The sequence below is a fragment of the Herbaspirillum frisingense genome (genome assembly GCF_047325095.1).
GTDB classification, from domain to species: Bacteria; Pseudomonadota; Gammaproteobacteria; order Burkholderiales; family Burkholderiaceae_D; genus Herbaspirillum; species Herbaspirillum frisingense.
The window spans coordinates 3,626,934-3,643,412 of the sequence record NZ_CP168558.1 but is presented as its reverse complement, the minus strand read 5'-3'; the positions used below and the strand labels follow the sequence as shown (position 1 = coordinate 3,643,412).

17 protein-coding genes are annotated in these 16,479 nt (G+C 62.9%); 14 read left to right on the top strand and 3 right to left on the bottom strand.

Annotated elements, in window-relative coordinates; all coding sequences use genetic code 11:
* Positions 1–33: 33 nt before the first annotated feature.
* Together ACEOAC_RS16795 and ACEOAC_RS16790 are read left to right on the top strand one after the other, a co-directional pair.
* Complete coding sequence (locus tag ACEOAC_RS16795) at positions 34–1,392, top strand: hemolysin family protein (protein ID WP_077238223.1); 1,359 nt, start codon at positions 34–36, stop codon at positions 1,390–1,392.
* A gap of 329 nt (positions 1,393–1,721) precedes the next feature.
* Positions 1,722–1,904, top strand: a complete 183-nt coding sequence (locus tag ACEOAC_RS16790; protein ID WP_234296080.1) for a DUF1289 domain-containing protein — start codon at positions 1,722–1,724, stop codon at positions 1,902–1,904.
* A 24-nt stretch (positions 1,905–1,928) separates the two neighbouring features.
* Here ACEOAC_RS16790 and ACEOAC_RS16785 read toward each other — a convergent pair whose 3' ends face one another.
* Positions 1,929–2,327, bottom strand: a complete 399-nt coding sequence (locus ACEOAC_RS16785; protein ID WP_006464549.1) for an NINE protein — start codon at positions 2,325–2,327, stop codon at positions 1,929–1,931.
* A gap of 288 nt (positions 2,328–2,615) precedes the next feature.
* On the opposite strand from ACEOAC_RS16785, the gene ACEOAC_RS16780 reads away from it, so the two are divergent.
* The 6 genes from ACEOAC_RS16780 (at position 2,616) to ACEOAC_RS16755 (ending at position 8,811) form a co-directional block, all read left to right on the top strand.
* Complete coding sequence (locus ACEOAC_RS16780; protein ID WP_342222436.1) at positions 2,616–3,950, top strand: MFS transporter; 1,335 nt, start codon at positions 2,616–2,618, stop codon at positions 3,948–3,950.
* 61 nt (positions 3,951–4,011) lie between these two features.
* Positions 4,012–4,710, top strand: coding sequence for a DUF4197 domain-containing protein (locus ACEOAC_RS16775; RefSeq protein WP_006464551.1), 699 nt, complete (start codon positions 4,012–4,014; stop codon positions 4,708–4,710).
* 607 nt (positions 4,711–5,317) lie between these two features.
* Positions 5,318–6,031 (top strand): ABC transporter permease, encoded by a 714-nt coding sequence (locus tag ACEOAC_RS16770; protein WP_077238220.1) that lies wholly within the window; start codon positions 5,318–5,320, stop codon positions 6,029–6,031.
* Between the two features lie 74 nt (positions 6,032–6,105).
* Positions 6,106–7,020 (top strand): glycine betaine ABC transporter substrate-binding protein, encoded by a 915-nt coding sequence (locus ACEOAC_RS16765; protein ID WP_006464553.1) that lies wholly within the window; start codon positions 6,106–6,108, stop codon positions 7,018–7,020.
* A 10-nt stretch (positions 7,021–7,030) separates the two neighbouring features.
* A complete protein-coding gene (locus ACEOAC_RS16760) occupies positions 7,031–7,681 on the top strand; it encodes an ABC transporter permease (protein ID WP_006464554.1) in 651 nt (216 codons plus the stop codon).
* Positions 7,678–8,811 carry an ABC transporter ATP-binding protein gene (locus ACEOAC_RS16755; RefSeq protein ID WP_182994498.1) on the top strand — a complete coding sequence of 378 codons (1,134 nt, stop codon included), beginning with the start codon at positions 7,678–7,680 and terminating at the stop codon, positions 8,809–8,811. Before ACEOAC_RS16760 ends, ACEOAC_RS16755 begins: the two co-directional genes overlap by 4 nt.
* Before the next feature lie 228 nt (positions 8,812–9,039).
* Here the strand turns inward: ACEOAC_RS16755 and ACEOAC_RS16750 are convergent, their stop codons facing one another.
* On the bottom strand, positions 9,040–9,933 hold the full coding sequence (locus ACEOAC_RS16750; RefSeq protein ID WP_413444257.1) for a LysR family transcriptional regulator: 894 nt from the start codon (positions 9,931–9,933) through the stop codon (positions 9,040–9,042).
* A 158-nt stretch (positions 9,934–10,091) separates the two neighbouring features.
* Here ACEOAC_RS16750 and speB point away from each other — a divergent pair, with 158 nt between their 5' ends.
* The 6 genes from speB (at position 10,092) to ACEOAC_RS16720 (ending at position 15,886) form a co-directional block, all read left to right on the top strand.
* Complete coding sequence (speB, locus tag ACEOAC_RS16745; protein WP_006464558.1) at positions 10,092–11,045, top strand: agmatinase; 954 nt, start codon at positions 10,092–10,094, stop codon at positions 11,043–11,045.
* A 75-nt stretch (positions 11,046–11,120) separates the two neighbouring features.
* Positions 11,121–12,557, top strand: a complete 1,437-nt coding sequence (argH, locus tag ACEOAC_RS16740; protein ID WP_413444258.1) for an argininosuccinate lyase — start codon at positions 11,121–11,123, stop codon at positions 12,555–12,557.
* A complete protein-coding gene (locus tag ACEOAC_RS16735) occupies positions 12,554–13,429 on the top strand; it encodes an amino acid ABC transporter permease (RefSeq protein ID WP_413444259.1) in 876 nt (291 codons plus the stop codon). The genes argH and ACEOAC_RS16735 overlap by 4 nt, the downstream gene beginning before the upstream one ends.
* Positions 13,426–14,193, top strand: coding sequence for an amino acid ABC transporter ATP-binding protein (locus tag ACEOAC_RS16730; protein ID WP_413444260.1), 768 nt, complete (start codon positions 13,426–13,428; stop codon positions 14,191–14,193). Before ACEOAC_RS16735 ends, ACEOAC_RS16730 begins: the two co-directional genes overlap by 4 nt.
* A gap of 37 nt (positions 14,194–14,230) precedes the next feature.
* Positions 14,231–15,073, top strand: coding sequence for an ABC transporter substrate-binding protein (locus ACEOAC_RS16725; protein WP_413444261.1), 843 nt, complete (start codon positions 14,231–14,233; stop codon positions 15,071–15,073).
* A 3-nt stretch (positions 15,074–15,076) separates the two neighbouring features.
* The gene (locus ACEOAC_RS16720; RefSeq protein ID WP_413444262.1) at positions 15,077–15,886 is read left to right on the top strand and encodes a class II aldolase/adducin family protein; all 810 of its coding nucleotides are present in this window, start codon (positions 15,077–15,079) and stop codon (positions 15,884–15,886) included.
* Positions 15,887–15,977: 91 nt separating this feature from the next.
* On the opposite strand, the gene ACEOAC_RS16715 is transcribed toward ACEOAC_RS16720, so the two are convergent.
* Positions 15,978–16,463, bottom strand: coding sequence for a GNAT family N-acetyltransferase (locus ACEOAC_RS16715; protein WP_413444263.1), 486 nt, complete (start codon positions 16,461–16,463; stop codon positions 15,978–15,980).
* Between the last annotated feature and the right edge of the window lie 16 nt (positions 16,464–16,479).

The following is a 16,479-nucleotide window of genomic DNA, read 5'->3' as shown; positions in this document are numbered from 1 at the left end:
AATGTCACATCAAATCAATGAGATAAGAACAACATGAGCCTATTCGCCAGCCTGCTGCTGATCCTGCTCCTGGTGGTGGTCAGCGCCTTTCTTTCCTGCGCCGAGATTTCCATTGCAGCCTCCCGCAAGATCCGCCTGGAGATGATGTCCAAGGAGGGCGTGCAAAATGCCGACCGCGTGCTCTCGCTGCAGGCGCAGCCGGGCAATTTCTTCACGGTGGTGCAAATCGGTCTGAATGCCGTGGCCATCCTCGGTGGTGTGGTCGGCGAGCCGGCACTGACGCCGCACATGCGCGAGATCATCAGCACCTTCTATGTCGGCCCGCTGCTGGAGAACGTCAGCTTCGCCATGTCCTTCCTGGTGGTGACGGCCTTCTTCATCCTTTTCGCCGATCTGATGCCCAAGCGCCTGGCCATGGTGGCGCCGGAGCGGGCGGCGGTGGCGCTGGTCAAGCCGATGCTGTTGCTGGAGAAGCTCTTCAAGCCGCTGGTGTGGTTCTTCAACAGCCTGTCGAAGTGGATTTTCACGCTCTTCGGCCTGCCCCAGGTGCGCACCGAAGTCATCACCCCCAATGAGATCCACGCCATGGTCGATGCCGGCGCCCAGGCCGGCGTGCTGCTCACGCAAGAGCATCACCTGATCGAAAACGTGTTCGAGCTGGAAAGCCGCTACGTGCCCTCGGCCATGACGCCGCGCGACAGCATCGTCTACTTCCTGCTCACCGATAGTGAAGACACGATACGCCAGAAGATCATCGAGCATCCGCATTCGCGCTTCCTGGTCTGCGAAGGCCATATCGATGCCGTGCTGGGCTATATCGACAGCAAGGACGTCTTGAAGCGCCTGCTCAAGGGCGAGCAGTTTTCCCTGGCCGACAAGGGGCTGGTGCATACCCCGCTGTCCATCCCCGACAGCCTGAACCTGTGGGAAGTGCTGGAGCGCATGAAGGCCATGGACGAGGACCTGGCCATCGTGGTCAACGAATATGCGCTGGTGGTGGGCATCATCAGCATCACCGATGTCACCGGGGTGTTGATGGGCAACCTGCTGGCCATGGCCGAGGAAGAGCAGCAGATCGTGCGCCGCGATGAAAACTCCTGGCTGATGGATGGTCTTACGCCGCTCAACGACGTGATGAACGAACTGGACATCGACGAATATCCCAACCCGGTCGGCTACGAGACCCTGGCCGGTTTCATCATGTACATGCTGCGCAAGATTCCCAAGAAGACCGATTTCGTGCTGTTCTCGGACTTCAAGTTCGAGGTGGTGGATATCGAGGGCAATCGCATCAACCAGTTGCTGGTGACCCGCTTCAAGCTGGAGCGGACGGACAAGGCGGACAAGGCGGATAACGCGGACAAGACCGACAAGGAAGCCGGTACGAATTAATACGATTTTTCAGATTTTTCCTATCCTCACGACCTGCCCGAATCGGGATACTTCCCCTCGGTCGTTTGCTTGAAAGACTGGTACTCGGGGAAAGCAGACGGCCGTTTCAAAAAGTAGCAAACGCAGCAAATGCAGCAAATGCAGTAACGCAGTAACTGAAGTAACTGAAGTAACCGTAGCAGAGGTAGTCGTGGGCAGCCCGCATCCGGAAGGATGCGGGCTTTTTTTCGTCGGTCGATTTCCGTATCGATGCTGCCATCGACGATGCCCGGCCTGCAGCGCCTGCCGCATTGAAGTACAGTCAGGCCTTTGGTGTATTCAAGCGGGAAGTGAAATTGGGAAAAGAGGTCAAGAGCCCTTGCGTCTCCTTGTGCAAGCTCAAGCACGAAGTCTGTACCGGCTGCGGGCGCACCCGGGATGAAATCAAGGACTGGAAATCGATGAAGCGCAAGGCGCAGCTGGAAACCGTCCATCTCGCCGCCAAGCGCCTGAAGGCCCTGAAGAAGAAATAGCGGCGGCTGTGTGCCGCCGCGAGCTTACGCCCTGGCCCCGTGGTTGCGTTCCGAAATCTGCGCGTTGAGCGTCCAGAAATCGTAGAGCACGCCCAGCAGGAAGAAGCCTCCCGTGAACAGGTAGACGATGCCCGAGATCCACTTGCCGATATACATGCGGTGTACGCCAAACAGGCCCAGGAAGGTCAGCAGCAGCCACGCCACCGAGTAATTGACCTCGCCACCGACGAAGCGCGCATCGGCCTGGCGGTCCATCGACGGGATCAGGAACAGGTCGATGATCCAGCCGATGCCCAGCAAGCCCAGCGTGAAGAACCAGATCGTGCCCGTCACCGGCTTGCCGTAGTAGAAGCGGTGAGCGCCGGTGAATCCGAAGATCCAGAGCAGGTAGCCCAGGGTTTTGCTATGGGTGTCGTTGTTCATGCAGGCTCCAGAAAAAGTGCAGTTCAAAACCGTAAAAAGCAGGCGGTTCGACACATTGTAGTGCGCGGACGGTGCGTTACTTTACGGTAGAGTTACAAACAAAAGTGAAGTTCAGCGACAGGCACCGGTCAGCAAAGCCCCGCGGGGCTTGCCCGCAAGAAAAGCTCAACTGGTATAAACTGTGAAGCTTCAGGAGGCACAGAACCTCCGCCACCTTCATTCCGCCATCTGTTGCCCATCGTGCGACCTTCGCTGCTCATTCCGCTTATCGTCGGCTGTGCGCTGTTCATGGAAAACATGGACGCCACCGTGCTGGCCACCTCGCTCCCCGCGCTGGCGCGCGATCTCAACCAGGACCCGATCACCCTCAAGCTGGCCATGACCGCCTATGTCGCGGCGCTGGGCGTGTTCATCCCGATCTCGGGCTGGATGGCCGACAAGCTGGGCGCGCGCAAGGTGTTCAGCGCGGCCATGATCGTGTTCATGACCGGTTCCATCCTGTGCGCGGTCTCCGGGTCGCTGGTGACCTTCGTGGCAGCGCGTTTCCTGCAAGGCATCGGCGGGGCCATGATGGTGCCGGTGGGGCGGGTCATCATCGCCCGCTCGGTGGACAAGTCCGAACTGGTCAAGGCGGTCAGCTACCTCACCCTGCCGGCGCTGCTGGGGCCGGTGGTGGGGCCGCTGCTGGGTGGTTTCATCACCACCTACTTCCACTGGCGCTGGGTATTCCTGATCAATATCCCGTTCTGCTTCCTCGGCCTGTACCTGGCCAATCGCTTCATCCAGAACTTCAAGGAAGACGACCCGGCACCGCTGGATGTGAAGGGTTTTGTACTGACCTCGGTCGGCGCGGCCATGATCATGCTGGGCCTGTCGCTGTTCGGCAGCCATCTGGTGGATGGCGCCACGCCGGTGGCCATGTGCTCCATCGGCGCCATCGCGCTGGTGATGTACTACCGCCATTCCACCCAGATCGCCTTCCCGCTGCTGGACTTCCGGCTGCTGCGCATTCCCACCCTGCATGCCAGCGTGGTGGGTGGTTCGCTGTTTCGCATCGGCCTGGGCGCCGTGCCTTTCCTGCTGCCGCTGGCCTTGCAGGAAGGGTTGGGGATGACCGCCTTCCAGGCCGGCAGCATCACCTGCGCCTCGGCCTTCGGCTCGCTGTTCATCCGCCTGCTGGCCAGCCGCGTGCTGCGCCGCTATGGCTTCCGCACGGTGCTGATGGTCAATGCCGTGTTCGCCGGTATTGCCCTGGCGGCGTACGGTATCTTCAGCATCCACACGCCTTATCTGCTCATTGTCACCATCGTATTGATGGGCGGCGTGTTCCCGGCGCTGCAGTTCACCTGTCTCAATTCGATTGCCTATGCCGACATCGACAACCGCGATGCCGGTCGCGTCACCAGCCTGGCCAGCGTGATCCAGCAGCTGTCGCTGGGACTGGGCGTGACCGTGGCCGGTATCGTGCTGCAGCTGTCGAACCACCTGCAAGGCCATTCCAGCATCGTCGCTGCCGACTTCTGGCCGGCCTTCGTGGTGATCGGCCTGTTCTCGGTGGCCTCGGTGCCGATCAGCGGCAGGCTGCCGCACAACGCGGGCCTGGAGCTGTCGCGCGGCAAATGAGCCGATAGGGGACACGGGGCAGGGCTGGTATCATCGCCGCACCGTCACGATGGAGTTCCGCATGTCCCTTCCTTCCTCCCCGCTGCGCCGCCTGGTCGCAGCCAGCCTGATCCTCGCCTCCTGCAGCGCCTTCGCATTTTCCCTCTCCGACCTGAGCAATCAGGACGCCAGCGCCGGCTTGAAGGCCGCGCTGGAAAAGGGCGCCAGCACGGCGGTCGCCAACCTCGGGCGTCCCAATGGCTTCCTCAATAACGACAAGGTCAAGATCCACCTGCCAGGGGCCCTGGAGCAGGCCATGCCCATCCTGCGCATGACCGGCATGGGTGGCCAGGTCGATGGCCTGGTGGCCGACATGAACCACGCGGCCGAAGCCGCCGTGCCGTTGGCCAAGCCGCTGCTGATCAACGCGGTCAAGGCCATGTCGGTGAGCGATGCCAAGAACATCCTGACCGGTGGCGACACCTCGGTGACCGACTTCTTCCGCCAGAAGACCTCGGGTGAGCTGGCCGTGAAGTTCCTGCCGCTGGTCAAGCAGATCACCGACCGCAACGGGCTCTCCGGCCGCTATAACGCGGTGATGGGGCAGGTTGCCAAGTCCGGACTGGTCAGCGCCGACCAGAGCACGGTAGAGGGCTACGTTACGCAGCGCGCGCTGGATGGCCTGTTCCTGATGATCGGCGAAGAGGAAAAGGCGATCCGCAAGGACCCGGTGGGCAGTGGCAGCGCCATCATCGGCAAGGTGTTTGGGGCTATCCGCTGAATACGTTCCAGGCCGATTCCTGATTTCCGACGCTGGCCGTCGCCAGCAGGTTGCATGGAAAAGATCGCCAGTCACAGCCGTGACTGGCGATTTTTTTTTGACGCTTTACATCGTCGCCAAGCTCGGCAGGATGCCGCTTGGGACAAGGGATAGCGCCGGAAGGGCGGTTTTCAGGTTGCACTCTTTTGACAGCATATTGACCGCTGTTGGGAACTTTTAAAAGTGCTTCAGATCTCCAAGTTATGGATTCATATTGCTACATTGCTGGACAGCATTAAGCGATTGGTTTAAACTATCGTTTGTCTTCGCGACATAACTTGTTCAACTACGACTCTCAGCAGTGTCCGATCCGCGCTTGTGCGGGTTGTCCAAATTTCCGGCTGGCAGCGCGAACGCCCTCCCGTTCTCCACGGTGACCCGTTCCCATCCCTGTCCGGTGTGCATCATGCCGAGGCTGGCTTCATCGCTTCGGTTTCATCGCTGCCCTTGCAGCTTTCGGTTCGCATCCAAACGATACGCCCTGATGGGCAAGCGAACCCCTTAAAAATTGACTCTATAACCCGTCGTCGCGGCGTCATGTCGTGCCGGCTATACCAACGGGGGTAACATGACACGTGTTCGTCACGTCTTCGCCGGCGCATGCGGTATTGCGCTGGTCCTTGCTGGACTGGTCTGGTGGATCGGTCCGGAGGTCATCCAGAAGTATCGCGGTGACCTGATCTACTACACCGGCAAGCACCTGGAACTGGTCTTCTTTTCCATGGCGCTGGCCCTCGCGGCCGGCATTCCGGCCGGTATTGCGCTGTCGCGTCCCTCGATGCAGCGCAGTGCAGAAAAATTCATCCAGATCTTCAACATCGGTAACACCATCCCGTCCATCGCCGTGCTGGCGCTGGCACTGGCTTTCTTCGGCATCGGCAATGGTCCCACCATCCTGGCGCTGTGGCTGGCTTCGCTCCTGCCCATCGTGCGCAATACCTACGAGGGCTTGAAGAATGTGCCGGCCGCCATGAAGGAGGCGGCGCGCGGTATCGGCATGAAGCCGCACCAGATCCTGCTGCGGGTGGAATTGCCCAATGCGCTGCCCATCATCGTCGGCGGCGTGCGCACCGCGCTGGCGATCAACGTCGGGACCGCGCCGCTGTCGATGCTGATCGGCGGCGAGAGCCTGGGTGGCCTGATCTTCCCCGGCATCTACCTCAACAACCACGGCCAGCTGCTGCTGGGCGCGGCGGCCACGGCCTTGCTGGCACTGGTGCTCGATGCCCTGGTGACGACGCTCTCCGGCCTCTACCTGGCCCGACGCGGGCTGCGTACCTGAAGCCGCGCAGCGCAGACTTCCATCACAAGAACGACCGCACGCCGTCGTAACGGCATAGCGGTAGAGAGGAAAGCATGACAAGCAAGACCATCGCAAAATACGCCCTGTGTGCCCTCGCCATGGGCCTGGCCATGTTCGGCGCAGCCCGTGCGCAGGCGCAGAACCTGGTCATCGGCGGCAAGAATTTCACCGAGCAATTGCTGCTCTCGGACATGACCGCGCAATACCTGCGCGCCAAGGGCTATGACACCGAATTGAAGAACGGCCTGGGCACCACCCTGATGCGTTCGGCCCTGGAAAGCGGACAGCTGGACATCGTCTGGGACTACACCGGCACCGCCCTGATCGTCTACAACCACATCGAGGACAAGCTCGATCCCGATCAGATCTACCAGAAGGTCAAGGAGCTGGACGCCCCGCGTGGCCTGACCTGGCTGAACCAGTCCGAGTTGAACAACACCTACGCCTTCGCCATGCCGCGCGAACTGGCCGAGAAATATCAGATTCATTCACTGCAGGACCTGGCCAAGCGCATCAACGAGGATGACAGCGAAGGCAACAAGCCCCACCTCATGGGCGTGGACTACGAGTTCGCCTCCCGTCCCGATGGCCTGGGCCCGATGCAGGCGCTCTACGGCTTCAAGCTCGATCGCAGCGAGGTCAAGCAGATGGACCCGGGGCTGGTCTATACGGCCCTGAAGAACGAACAGCTCTTCGTCGGCCTGACCTATGCCTCGGACGGCCGCATCAAGGGCTTCGACCTGCAGCTGCTGGAGGATGACAAGGGCTACTTCGCCGCCTACAAGGCGACCCCGGTGGTGCGCCAGGACATCCTGGAGAAAAACCCCGAGCTGGCAGCGCAATTGAACGAACTGGCCGCCAAGATCGACACGGCGACCATGACCGAACTGAACAAGCGCGTCGACATCGACCAGGAACCAGTGGCCAAGGTGGCCGCCGACTTCCTCAAGCAAGCCGGCCTGATCTGAGGGGGACACCATGAACATCTTCCAATACCTGCAATCGGACTGGCCCAATATCCTTGAACTGACCCTGCAACACCTGAAGCTGGTGGGTATCGCGGTCAGCCTGGCGATCCTCTTCGGTGTGCCGCTGGGCATCCTGGTGGTGCGCGTGCGCTGGCTGGCCGGCCCGCTGATGGGCCTGGCGACCATCGTGCTGACGCTGCCCTCCATCGCCCTGTTCGGGCTGATGATCCCGGTGTTCTCCAAATTCGGCGCGGGCATCGGCCCCTTGCCGGCCATCACCGCCGTGTTCCTGTATTCGCTGTTGCCGATCATGCGCAACACCTACCTCGCGCTGGAAAACATCGAGGCCGGCGTCAAGGAGGCCGGCATCGGCATCGGCATGACCTTCTGGCAGCGCCTGCGCATGGTGGACCTGCCGCTGGCGGTACCGGTGATCCTGGGCGGCGTGCGTACCGCCGTGGTGATGAATATCGGCGTGATGGCCATTGCCGCCGTCATCGGCGCCGGCGGCCTGGGTGTGCTGATCCTGCATGCCATCAGCCAGAGCAATATGCAAAAACTCGTGGTCGGCGCCGTGATGATCAGCGTCCTTGCGATCATCGCCGACACCCTGCTGCAACGACTGCAGAAAATCCTGACACCGAAAGGAGTTCAAAAATGATCGAACTGGACCAACTGAGCAAGACCTACACCCAAAAGGATGGCACCCAGGTCAAGGCGGTGGATGCCGTCAGCCTGAAGGTGGCCGAAGGCGAAATCTGCGTCTTCCTCGGCCCCTCGGGATGCGGCAAGACCACCACCCTGAAGATGATCAACCGCCTCATCAATCCGACCTCGGGCCGCGTGCTGTTGAACGGTCAGGACACCTCCGGCATCGATGAAGTCGAACTGCGCCGCCATATCGGCTACGTGATCCAGCAGATCGGCCTGTTCCCCAACATGACCATCGAGGAAAACATCACCATCGTTCCGCGCCTTCTGGGCTGGGACAAGAAGCGCTGCCACGAGCGCGCTACCGAGCTGATGGCCATGGTGGCGCTGGACCCGAAGAAATTCCTCAAGCGCTATCCGCGCGAATTGTCCGGCGGCCAGCAGCAGCGCATCGGCGTCATCCGCGCCCTGGCGGCGGACGCCCCGGTGCTGCTGATGGATGAACCCTTCGGCGCGGTCGATCCGATCAACCGTGAATCGATCCAGAACGAGTTCTTCCAGATGCAGCGGCAGTTGAACAAGACCGTCATCATGGTCAGCCACGACATCGACGAAGCCATCAAGCTGGGCGACAAGGTGGCCGTCTTCCGCGCCGGCAAGCTGGTGCAGTTCGACAATCCCGATACCTTGCTGGCCCGTCCCAAGGATGATTTCGTGGGCGCCTTCGTCGGCCAGGATCACACCTTGAAGCGCCTGCTGCTGGTGCGTGCCGGCGAGGCCGCCACCACCCCGGCCACGGCGCAGCCGGATGTGTCCTGCGACCAGGCCCTGGCGCTGATGGATGACCAGGATTCGCGCTATCTGACCATCATCGATGCCGAGAACCGCGCCCTGGGCTATCTGACTCGCCGTGATGTGCGCGGCAATACCGGTGTGGCCGAGGACATGGTCCGTCCCTTCACCATGAATGCCGCCCCGGATGAAAACCTGCGCGTGGTGCTCTCCAAGATGTACAAGCACAGCACCAGCTGGATGCCGGTGATCGCCAACGATGGCAGCTACCTGGGCGAAGTGACCCAGGATTCGATCGCCAGCTATCTCAGCTCGGGCAAGTCGCGCGGGATGGCGATGGCGGCTTGATCGTGGTGTAGCGCGCCAAGAACGGAAGCACCGCTGCGCCTTCGATACGCGCCTGCGGCGCTACTCAGGTCGAACGGTCGGTGGTAGAGGAGCGGCTGCACATCGACTCCGTTCGCCCTGAGTAGACGTGATAGCGTCGTATCGAAGGGCCGGTTCGGAGAGACTCCGTATCAACATCGCTCAAGGGCAATGCGTAGGCATTGCCCTTTTTTTGCGTCCTGATTCACTTTACTGTGCCGCCTTCAGGTCTTCCAGGAAGGCCGCCACGATGGGTTCGTTCACGCTGCCGCGATTGGTGACCACGCTGATGCCGACCTCATAGGACAGCTCGGTCCGGTTCAAGGCCCGCATCTGCCCGCGGGCGACATACTCGCGCCCCATCTCCTCGGGCAGGTAGCCCAGGTGCTGGCCGGAGAGGATGAGGATGGACATGGCTTCCATATTGCCGGTCACGGCCATGATGTTGCGTCGGTGGATGGGCACATGGCCGGGTGGCACCGGGTAGTCGCGCCAGGCCCAGGCGTGTTGCGCGGCCTGTTCCGGGGCTATCTCGCCGGGCTGGTCGAACAGCGGGTGGGGCGGGGCGCAGTAGGCCACCTGACGCTCCAGCATCAGCTGCGTGTACTGCAGGGCGGTGACGCGGCGCCAGAAGTAGCCGATGGCGATCTGGATGCTGCCGTTCAGGAGCATCTCTTCCAGCTCGCTGGGCGTGCGCACCAGCAGTTCGATGCGCACCGCTTCATCACGCTGGCGGAACTGGCGGATCACGTCCGAGAGCCGGGTGTTGTGGTGGGCCGGGGTGTGGCCGATCAAGCCGATGGAGAGGGTGCCGACCAGGCGCTTGTCGAGATTGCGGGCTTCCATGCCGAACTCGGAGAGCGCATCCATCATGCGGCGCGCCGAATCGGCAAACTTCTCGCCCTTGGCGGTGAGCTTGAAACCGGCCCGGCCGCGCTCGCAGAGGCGAAAGCCCAGGCGCGTCTCCAGCGTGTTCAACTGGGCGCTGATGGTGGACTGGCCGACATTGAGCTTGGCCTGCGCCGCCGACACCCCATGCGAATCCACCACCGCCAGGAAGACGCGGATCAGCCGCAGGTCCAGATCGAAGACATTGTTGAGCATGATGAGTGGGCGGGCGGCGAGGGCGGCGAAGTCGGGGGGGAGACCGCATTCTTACATTGATGGAAATCGATGTAAACGTCGCCACATCGGTATATTTTCGCTAATCCTGGCTCGCTAGAATGCATTCAAGCTCATTGGCGATACAAGGATAAGCATCGATGGAACATGCACTATATCAGCCCCTCGGGGGTAATGTGATGCCCCGTTTTGGGGGGATTGCCACCATGATGCGGCTGCCACATGTGGAAAATCCCGCTGGCCTGGACGTCGGATTCGTCGGCGTGCCGCTGGATATCGGCACTTCCAACCGCTCCGGCACGCGTTTCGGTCCGCGCCAGATCCGCACCGAATCGGTGCTGCTGCGCCCCTACAACATGGCTACCCGGGCCGCGCCCTTCGATTCGCTGAAGGTGGCCGATCTCGGCGACGTGGCCTTGAATCCCTACAGCCTGCTGGATTCGGTGCGCATGATCGAGGAGGCCTATGACGCCATCTATGCCACCGGCTGCAAGACCATCAGTCTGGGCGGCGACCATACGCTGACGCTGCCCATCCTGCGGGCCATGGCGCGTCATCGCGGCCCGGTCGGGCTGATCCATGTGGACGCCCATGCCGACGTCAACGACACCATGAACGGCGAGAAGATCGCCCACGGCACACCCTTCCGGCGCGCCTTCGAAGAGGGCCTGCTGGACCCCAGGCGGGTGGTGCAGATCGGCCTGCGTGGCACGGGCTACCACGCCGACGATTTCGACTGGTGCCGCGCCCAGGGTTTCCGCGTGGTGCAGGCCGAGGAGTGCTGGCATCGCTCGCTGGCGCCGCTGATGGAAGAGGTGCGCGCGCAGATGGGCGATGGGCCGGTCTATCTCACCTTCGATATCGATGGCCTCGATCCGGCCTTCGCGCCCGGCACCGGCACGCCGGAAATCGGCGGGCTCACGGTGCAGCAGGGGATGGAAATCATCCGTGGCTGCAAGGGGCTGGACATCGTCTCGGCCGATGTGGTCGAGGTCTCGCCGCCCTATGACCAGGCCGGCACCACCGCGCTGGTGGCGGCCAACCTGGCATACGAAATGCTCTGTGTCTTCCCGGGTGTGAAATATCGTGCCTGATATCGTGCCTGATTGCGCGCCCGATACTGCAACCCATTGCATCACCCCGCCACTACCGCATGAGAAGGAAGCAGCATGACTGATACTCGCCTCTGGGGCGCGCGTTTCCGTTCGCCACCCGACCCGGCCCTGATGACACTCTCGCGGGGCGGCCTGGATCATTTCCGGCTGACCCGTTTCGACATCGTCTCGTCCCAGGCCCATGCGCGCCAGTTGCGCCTGGCCGGGCTGCTGACCGAGGCCGAATGCAGCGCCATCGTCACCAAGCTCGGCGAACTCGATGCCGCCATCGCCAGTGGCGCCGTGCGGCCCACCGCAGGCGACGAAGACGTGCATACCTTCATGGAGCGCGTGCTGGTGGAAGCGCTCGGCCCGACCGGCGCCAAGCTGCGTGCCGGCCGTTCGCGCAATGACCAGGCGGCCAACAACCTCAAGCTCTACCTGCGCGAGCAGGCACGCGCCATCGGCGCCTTGCTGCTGGACTTGCAGGACGCCCTGACGCACCAGGCCGGCCAGCATCTCGATACGCTGGTGCCCGGCTTCACCCATCTGCAGGCGGCGCAGCCGGTGGTGTTTGCGCACCAGTTGCTGGCCCATGCGCAGACCTTCAGTCGCGACATCTCGCGCCTGATCGACTGGGACCGGCGCGCTGCCTATTCGCCGCTGGGCGCGGCGGCCATGGCGGGGTCGGCGATTGCCTTGCATCCGGCGATCTCGGCCGCCGAGCTGGGCTATGACGGCCCCTGCGAAAACTCCATCGATGCCGTCGGCAGCCGTGATCACGTGGCCGAATTCCTGTTCGTCTGCGCCATGCTGGGGACGCATCTCTCGCGCCTGTCGGAAGAAGTCACGCTGTGGGTGTCGCGCCAGTTCCGCTGGGTGGAACTGGACGATGCCTTCTCCACCGGCAGTTCCATCATGCCGCAGAAGAAGAACCCCGATATCGCCGAACTCACCCGCGGCCGCTCGGCCCGTCTGATCTCGCTGCTGATGGACATGCTGGTGGCCCTGAAGGGGCTGCCGTTTTCCTACAATCGCGATCTGTCGGAGGACAAGTATTCGGCCTTCGAGGCCATCGACGTGCTGCACATGGTCTTGCCCGCCATGGCCGGCATGATGCGCACGCTGCAGGTGAACAAGGAGCGCATGCGCGCCGATGCCACCCAGGGCTTCACCCTCGCCACCGAAGTGGCGGACTGGCTGTCGCGTCGCGGTGTGCCGTTCGCCCAGGCGCACGAGATCACCGGTGCCATGGTGCGCGCCTGCGAAGAACGCGGAGTGGAGCTGCACCAGTTGAGCGATGCAGAGTTGAGCAGCATCAGTTCACATCTGTTGCCAGAAGTACGAACGGTTCTCACGCCCGAGGCCGCTGTGGCGGCGCGTAGCGGCGATGGCGGTACCGCACCGCTGCAGGTGCAGGCTCAGCTGGAAAGATTGCAGGCTACCGTGGCCGCGCAGCGCCAGTGGACGCTGCAGGCGGTGTTGCCATCAGCAGTGGGAACGACAGCATGAGCACCACCTCTCCCTATGCCATCGACCACCTCAAGGTGGTACCGCGCCGCTACTACGGACGCTGGCTGTCGGCCGCGCTGATCCTGCTGGCGCTGGGCTTCGTGGTACACGCCTTCGCCCACGGCCAGATCGAGTGGGCGGTGGTGGCCAAGTTCATGACGGCCAAGGTGATCCTGCAGGGTCTCCTGAACACCATCCTCATGACCATCTATGCGATGGTGGTGGGCATCGTGCTGGGGGTGGTCTTCGCGGTGATGGTGATGTCGCCCAACAAGCTGCTCAAGGCGGTGGCCACCTTCTACATCTGGTTCTTCCGGGGTACGCCCCTGCTGCTGCAGATGCTGCTGTGGTTCAACCTGGCACTGGTGTTCCCGACCATGGGCATTCCCGGCTGGTTCGAGGCGCGCACGGTGGACATCATCACGCCCTTCGTGGCCAGCCTGCTGGGACTGGGCATCGGACAGGGTGCCTATACCGCCGAGGTGGTGCGCGGCGGCATCCTGGCGGTGGACAATGGCCAGACCGAGGCCGCCAAGGCCATCGGCATGACGCGCCTGACCGCCTTGCGCCGCATCGTGCTGCCGCAGGCCATGCGGGTGATCATCCCACCGGTGGGCAATGAGGTGATCAGCATGATCAAGCTGACTTCGGTGGCCAGCGTGATCCAGTTTTCCGAAATCCTGCACAACGCCCAGACCATCTATTTCGCCAATGCCCGCGTGATCGAACTGCTGATCGTGGCGACCATCTGGTACCTGGCGGTGGTGACGGTGTTTTCCATCGGCCAGCATTTCCTGGAACAGGTATTTGCCCGCGAGCGCCGTGCCCGGGCACGTACCCGTGCGGCCGGCACACAGGGAGCCACAGGATGAGCACACCCATGATCGTGGCCCATGAGGTCCAGAAATACTACGGTGGCTTCCACGCGCTCAAGGGCGTGAACCTGGACGTCGAGGCCGGTGCCGTGACCTGCATCGTCGGTCCTTCGGGGTCGGGCAAGAGCACCTTCCTGCGCTGCATCAACCAGCTGGAAAGCATCGATGGCGGGGCCATCTGGGTCGGCGGTGAATTGCTGGGCTATCGCCGCCGTGGCGACCAGTTGATCGAGCTGTCGGACGGCGAGATCGCCCGCCAACGCCTGGCCAGCGGCATGGTGTTCCAGCGCTTCAACCTGTTCGCCCATATGACGGCGCTGCAGAACATCATGGAAGGCCCGGTGGTGGTGCAGAAGCGCCGGCGCGCTGAAGTGAAGGAAGAGGCGCGGGCCCTGCTGGCCCGGGTGGGCCTGGCGGGCAAGGCCGATGCCTATCCCTCTGAACTTTCCGGTGGCCAGCAGCAGCGCGTGGCGATTGCCCGCGCACTGGCCATGCGGCCCAAGCTGATGCTGTTCGATGAACCGACCTCGGCGCTGGACCCGGAGCTGGTGGGCGAAGTGCTGGCGGTGATGAAGGATCTGGCCAAAAGCGGCATGACCATGATCGTGGTCACGCACGAGCTGGGCTTTGCGCGTGAAGTGTCCAACCGGGTGGTGTTCATGGATGGCGGCCAGGTGATCGAGGCCGGCACCCCCGGTGAAGTGCTGGCGCGCCCGCAGCACCGACGTACCCAGGAATTCATCGCGGCCATCCTGGCCTGATGCGGCATTGCAGAACTCAACCAGAAAGGGGAATCCCGTGAAGCTGAAACACAAGACCATGTTGGGCCTGGCTACGTTGGCCGCCACCGTCACCCTGGCCGCCAGCGGCGCACACGCGGCCGATCTGCCGGATCGCATCAAGAAGGCCGGCAAGCTGGTCATCGCCTCGCAGGCCAACTACCCGCCCATCGCCTACAAGGACCCGGCCACCGGCGAGCTGATGGGGCTGGACATCGACCTCGGGGCGGCCATCGCCAAGGAACTGGGCCTGAAGGTGGAGTACCAGGAAACCGCCTTCGCCCAGGTCTTCAGTTCGCTCACCACCGGCCGCGCCGACATCGCCATGGTGGCCATCAGCGACACGGCCGAACGCCAGAAGGTGGCCGACTTCATCGACTACATGAAGACCGGCCCGCAATTCTTTACGCTGCAGGCCAATGCGGCCCGCATCAAGGGCATCGCCGACGTCTGCGGCACCAAGGTCGGCGCCAGCCGCAATACCAACTGGCCGGGCCAGATCGCCGGCTGGAGCAAGGATAACTGTGAAGCCAAGGGCAAGCCGGCCATTACCGTGATCGGTACCGAGGGCTCGGTGGATGCACGCACCCAGTTGAAGACCGGCCGCATCGATCTGGCGGTGCAGGGCAGCGAGACCCTGCCTTACTTCCAGGGCATGGAGCCCAATACCTATGTCCTGCTGGGGCAGCCGCTGTTTGCTCAGGAGACCGGCATTCCGGTCTCCAAGAGCGAACCGGGCCTGCGCGACGCCGTGCTGGAGGCCCTGAAGCGCCTGCAGGCCAACGGGACCTACGACAAGCTGCTGGCCAAGTACAAGCTGCAGGGTAGCGCCATGCCGGCCGCGCTCAACCAGGGCAAGTGAGTCATGGCCGGCGTCGAGTTTGATGAAGCCGAGCAGGCCGCCGCCCGCCGGCTGGGCCTGACGGGGGCCGAGGATGTGGAGTGGCAGGCGCGCTGCGAACTGGCGGCGCTGTACCGGCTGCTGGCGCATTTCCGCATGACCGACCTGATCGATACGCACATCTCGGCACGGGTGCCGGGGCAGGCTGGTCACTTCCTGATCAATCGCTATGGCGTGCTGTTCCACGAGATGCGCGCTTCCGATCTGGTCAAGGTGGATGCCCAGGGGCAGGCGGTGCAGATGGGCAGCACTGCCGCGCCGGCGCAGCGGGTCAATCGCGCCGGCTTCGTGATCCATTCGGCGGTACACCAGGCGCGGCCGGACCTGCATTGCGTGATCCACACGCATACCACGGCCGGGATCGCGGTCTCGGCCCAGCGTGACGGGCTGCTGCCGATCAGCCAGCATGCGCTCAAGTTCTACGGCAAGCTGGCCTATCACGAGTACGAAGGCATCGCCCTCGATACCGAAGAGCGGGAGCGGCTGGTAGCAGCGCTGGGGTCGCACAAGGCCATGATCCTGCGCAACCATGGCTTGCTGGCCGCTGGCGAGACGGTGGCGGCGGCGTTTCATGAAATCTATTTCCTGGAACGGGCTTGCCAGGCGCAGGTGGCGGCGCAAGCGGGCGGGGCAGCCTTGCATCTGCCGGCGGAGGAAGTGCGCCTGCGTGCCGCACGCCAGTTCGACAACGACCAGGCCAGCGGCATCATCGACCTGGCCTGGGAGGCGGCCTTGCGGCTGGTGCAGGAGGCGGGGCCGGGGTATCGCTGCTGAGCACGCTATCTATCGCCACCCCAAAGACAACGCCCGCATCGATGATGCGGGCGTTGTCATGTGCGGGCGGGCGTAAGGGGCAGGCGCAGGTTCAGTCCAGCAGTTTCTGCATGAACATCGCCTTGCCGGTCTCGGCCTTCAATTCATAGCCTTCGAAGCCGCTGGCGCGATACAGCGAACGGGCCACCGTATTGCCTTCCAGGACTTCCAGCGTGAGCTTGCAGCAGCCCAGTGCGCGGGCCTGCTGTTCCACGCTGGCCAGCAACTGCCGGGCCACGCCCTGGCCGCGATAGGCCGGCATCACGGCCAGGTCATGCAGGTTCAGCAGCGGCTTGCAGGAAAAGGTCGAGAACCCTTCGATACAGGTGGCAAGGCCAGCGGGGGTGTCGCCGTCGAAGGCCAGGAAGACATGGGCGGTGGAACGTTTCTTCAGTTCCGCCGCCAGGTTCTGGCGTACATAGTCCGACAGGGCCTGTCCGCCGCCCATGGCGTCGCAGGCATAGGCGTTGAGGGTCTCGAACAGTGCGGCCGCGTGGGCTGCATTGTCGAGATCGGCCTTGACGACGGAAACTGCCATATCTTCCCTTTCCTCT

Bases quoted from the DNA above. Each gene is read 5' to 3' on its own strand.
- ACEOAC_RS16785 (WP_006464549.1), bottom strand. From the start codon at position 2,327: ATGAACAACGACACCCATAGCAAAACCCTGGGCTACCTGCTCTGGATC.
- ACEOAC_RS16770 (WP_077238220.1), top strand. From the start codon at position 5,318: ATGACACGTGTTCGTCACGTCTTCGCCGGCGCATGCGGTATTGCGCTG.
- argH (WP_413444258.1), top strand. From the start codon at position 11,121: ATGACTGATACTCGCCTCTGGGGCGCGCGTTTCCGTTCGCCACCCGAC.
- ACEOAC_RS16715 (WP_413444263.1), bottom strand. From the start codon at position 16,463: ATGGCAGTTTCCGTCGTCAAGGCCGATCTCGACAATGCAGCCCACGCG.
- ACEOAC_RS16735 (WP_413444259.1), top strand. From the start codon at position 12,554: ATGAGCACCACCTCTCCCTATGCCATCGACCACCTCAAGGTGGTACCG.
- ACEOAC_RS16765 (WP_006464553.1), top strand. From the start codon at position 6,106: ATGACAAGCAAGACCATCGCAAAATACGCCCTGTGTGCCCTCGCCATG.
- ACEOAC_RS16730 (WP_413444260.1), top strand. From the start codon at position 13,426: ATGAGCACACCCATGATCGTGGCCCATGAGGTCCAGAAATACTACGGT.
- ACEOAC_RS16780 (WP_342222436.1), top strand. From the start codon at position 2,616: ATGGAAAACATGGACGCCACCGTGCTGGCCACCTCGCTCCCCGCGCTG.
- speB (WP_006464558.1), top strand. From the start codon at position 10,092: ATGGAACATGCACTATATCAGCCCCTCGGGGGTAATGTGATGCCCCGT.
- ACEOAC_RS16720 (WP_413444262.1), top strand. From the start codon at position 15,077: ATGGCCGGCGTCGAGTTTGATGAAGCCGAGCAGGCCGCCGCCCGCCGG.
- ACEOAC_RS16755 (WP_182994498.1), top strand. From the start codon at position 7,678: ATGATCGAACTGGACCAACTGAGCAAGACCTACACCCAAAAGGATGGC.
- ACEOAC_RS16760 (WP_006464554.1), top strand. From the start codon at position 7,031: ATGAACATCTTCCAATACCTGCAATCGGACTGGCCCAATATCCTTGAA.
- ACEOAC_RS16775 (WP_006464551.1), top strand. From the start codon at position 4,012: ATGTCCCTTCCTTCCTCCCCGCTGCGCCGCCTGGTCGCAGCCAGCCTG.
- ACEOAC_RS16795 (WP_077238223.1), top strand. From the start codon at position 34: ATGAGCCTATTCGCCAGCCTGCTGCTGATCCTGCTCCTGGTGGTGGTC.
- ACEOAC_RS16750 (WP_413444257.1), bottom strand. From the start codon at position 9,933: ATGCTCAACAATGTCTTCGATCTGGACCTGCGGCTGATCCGCGTCTTC.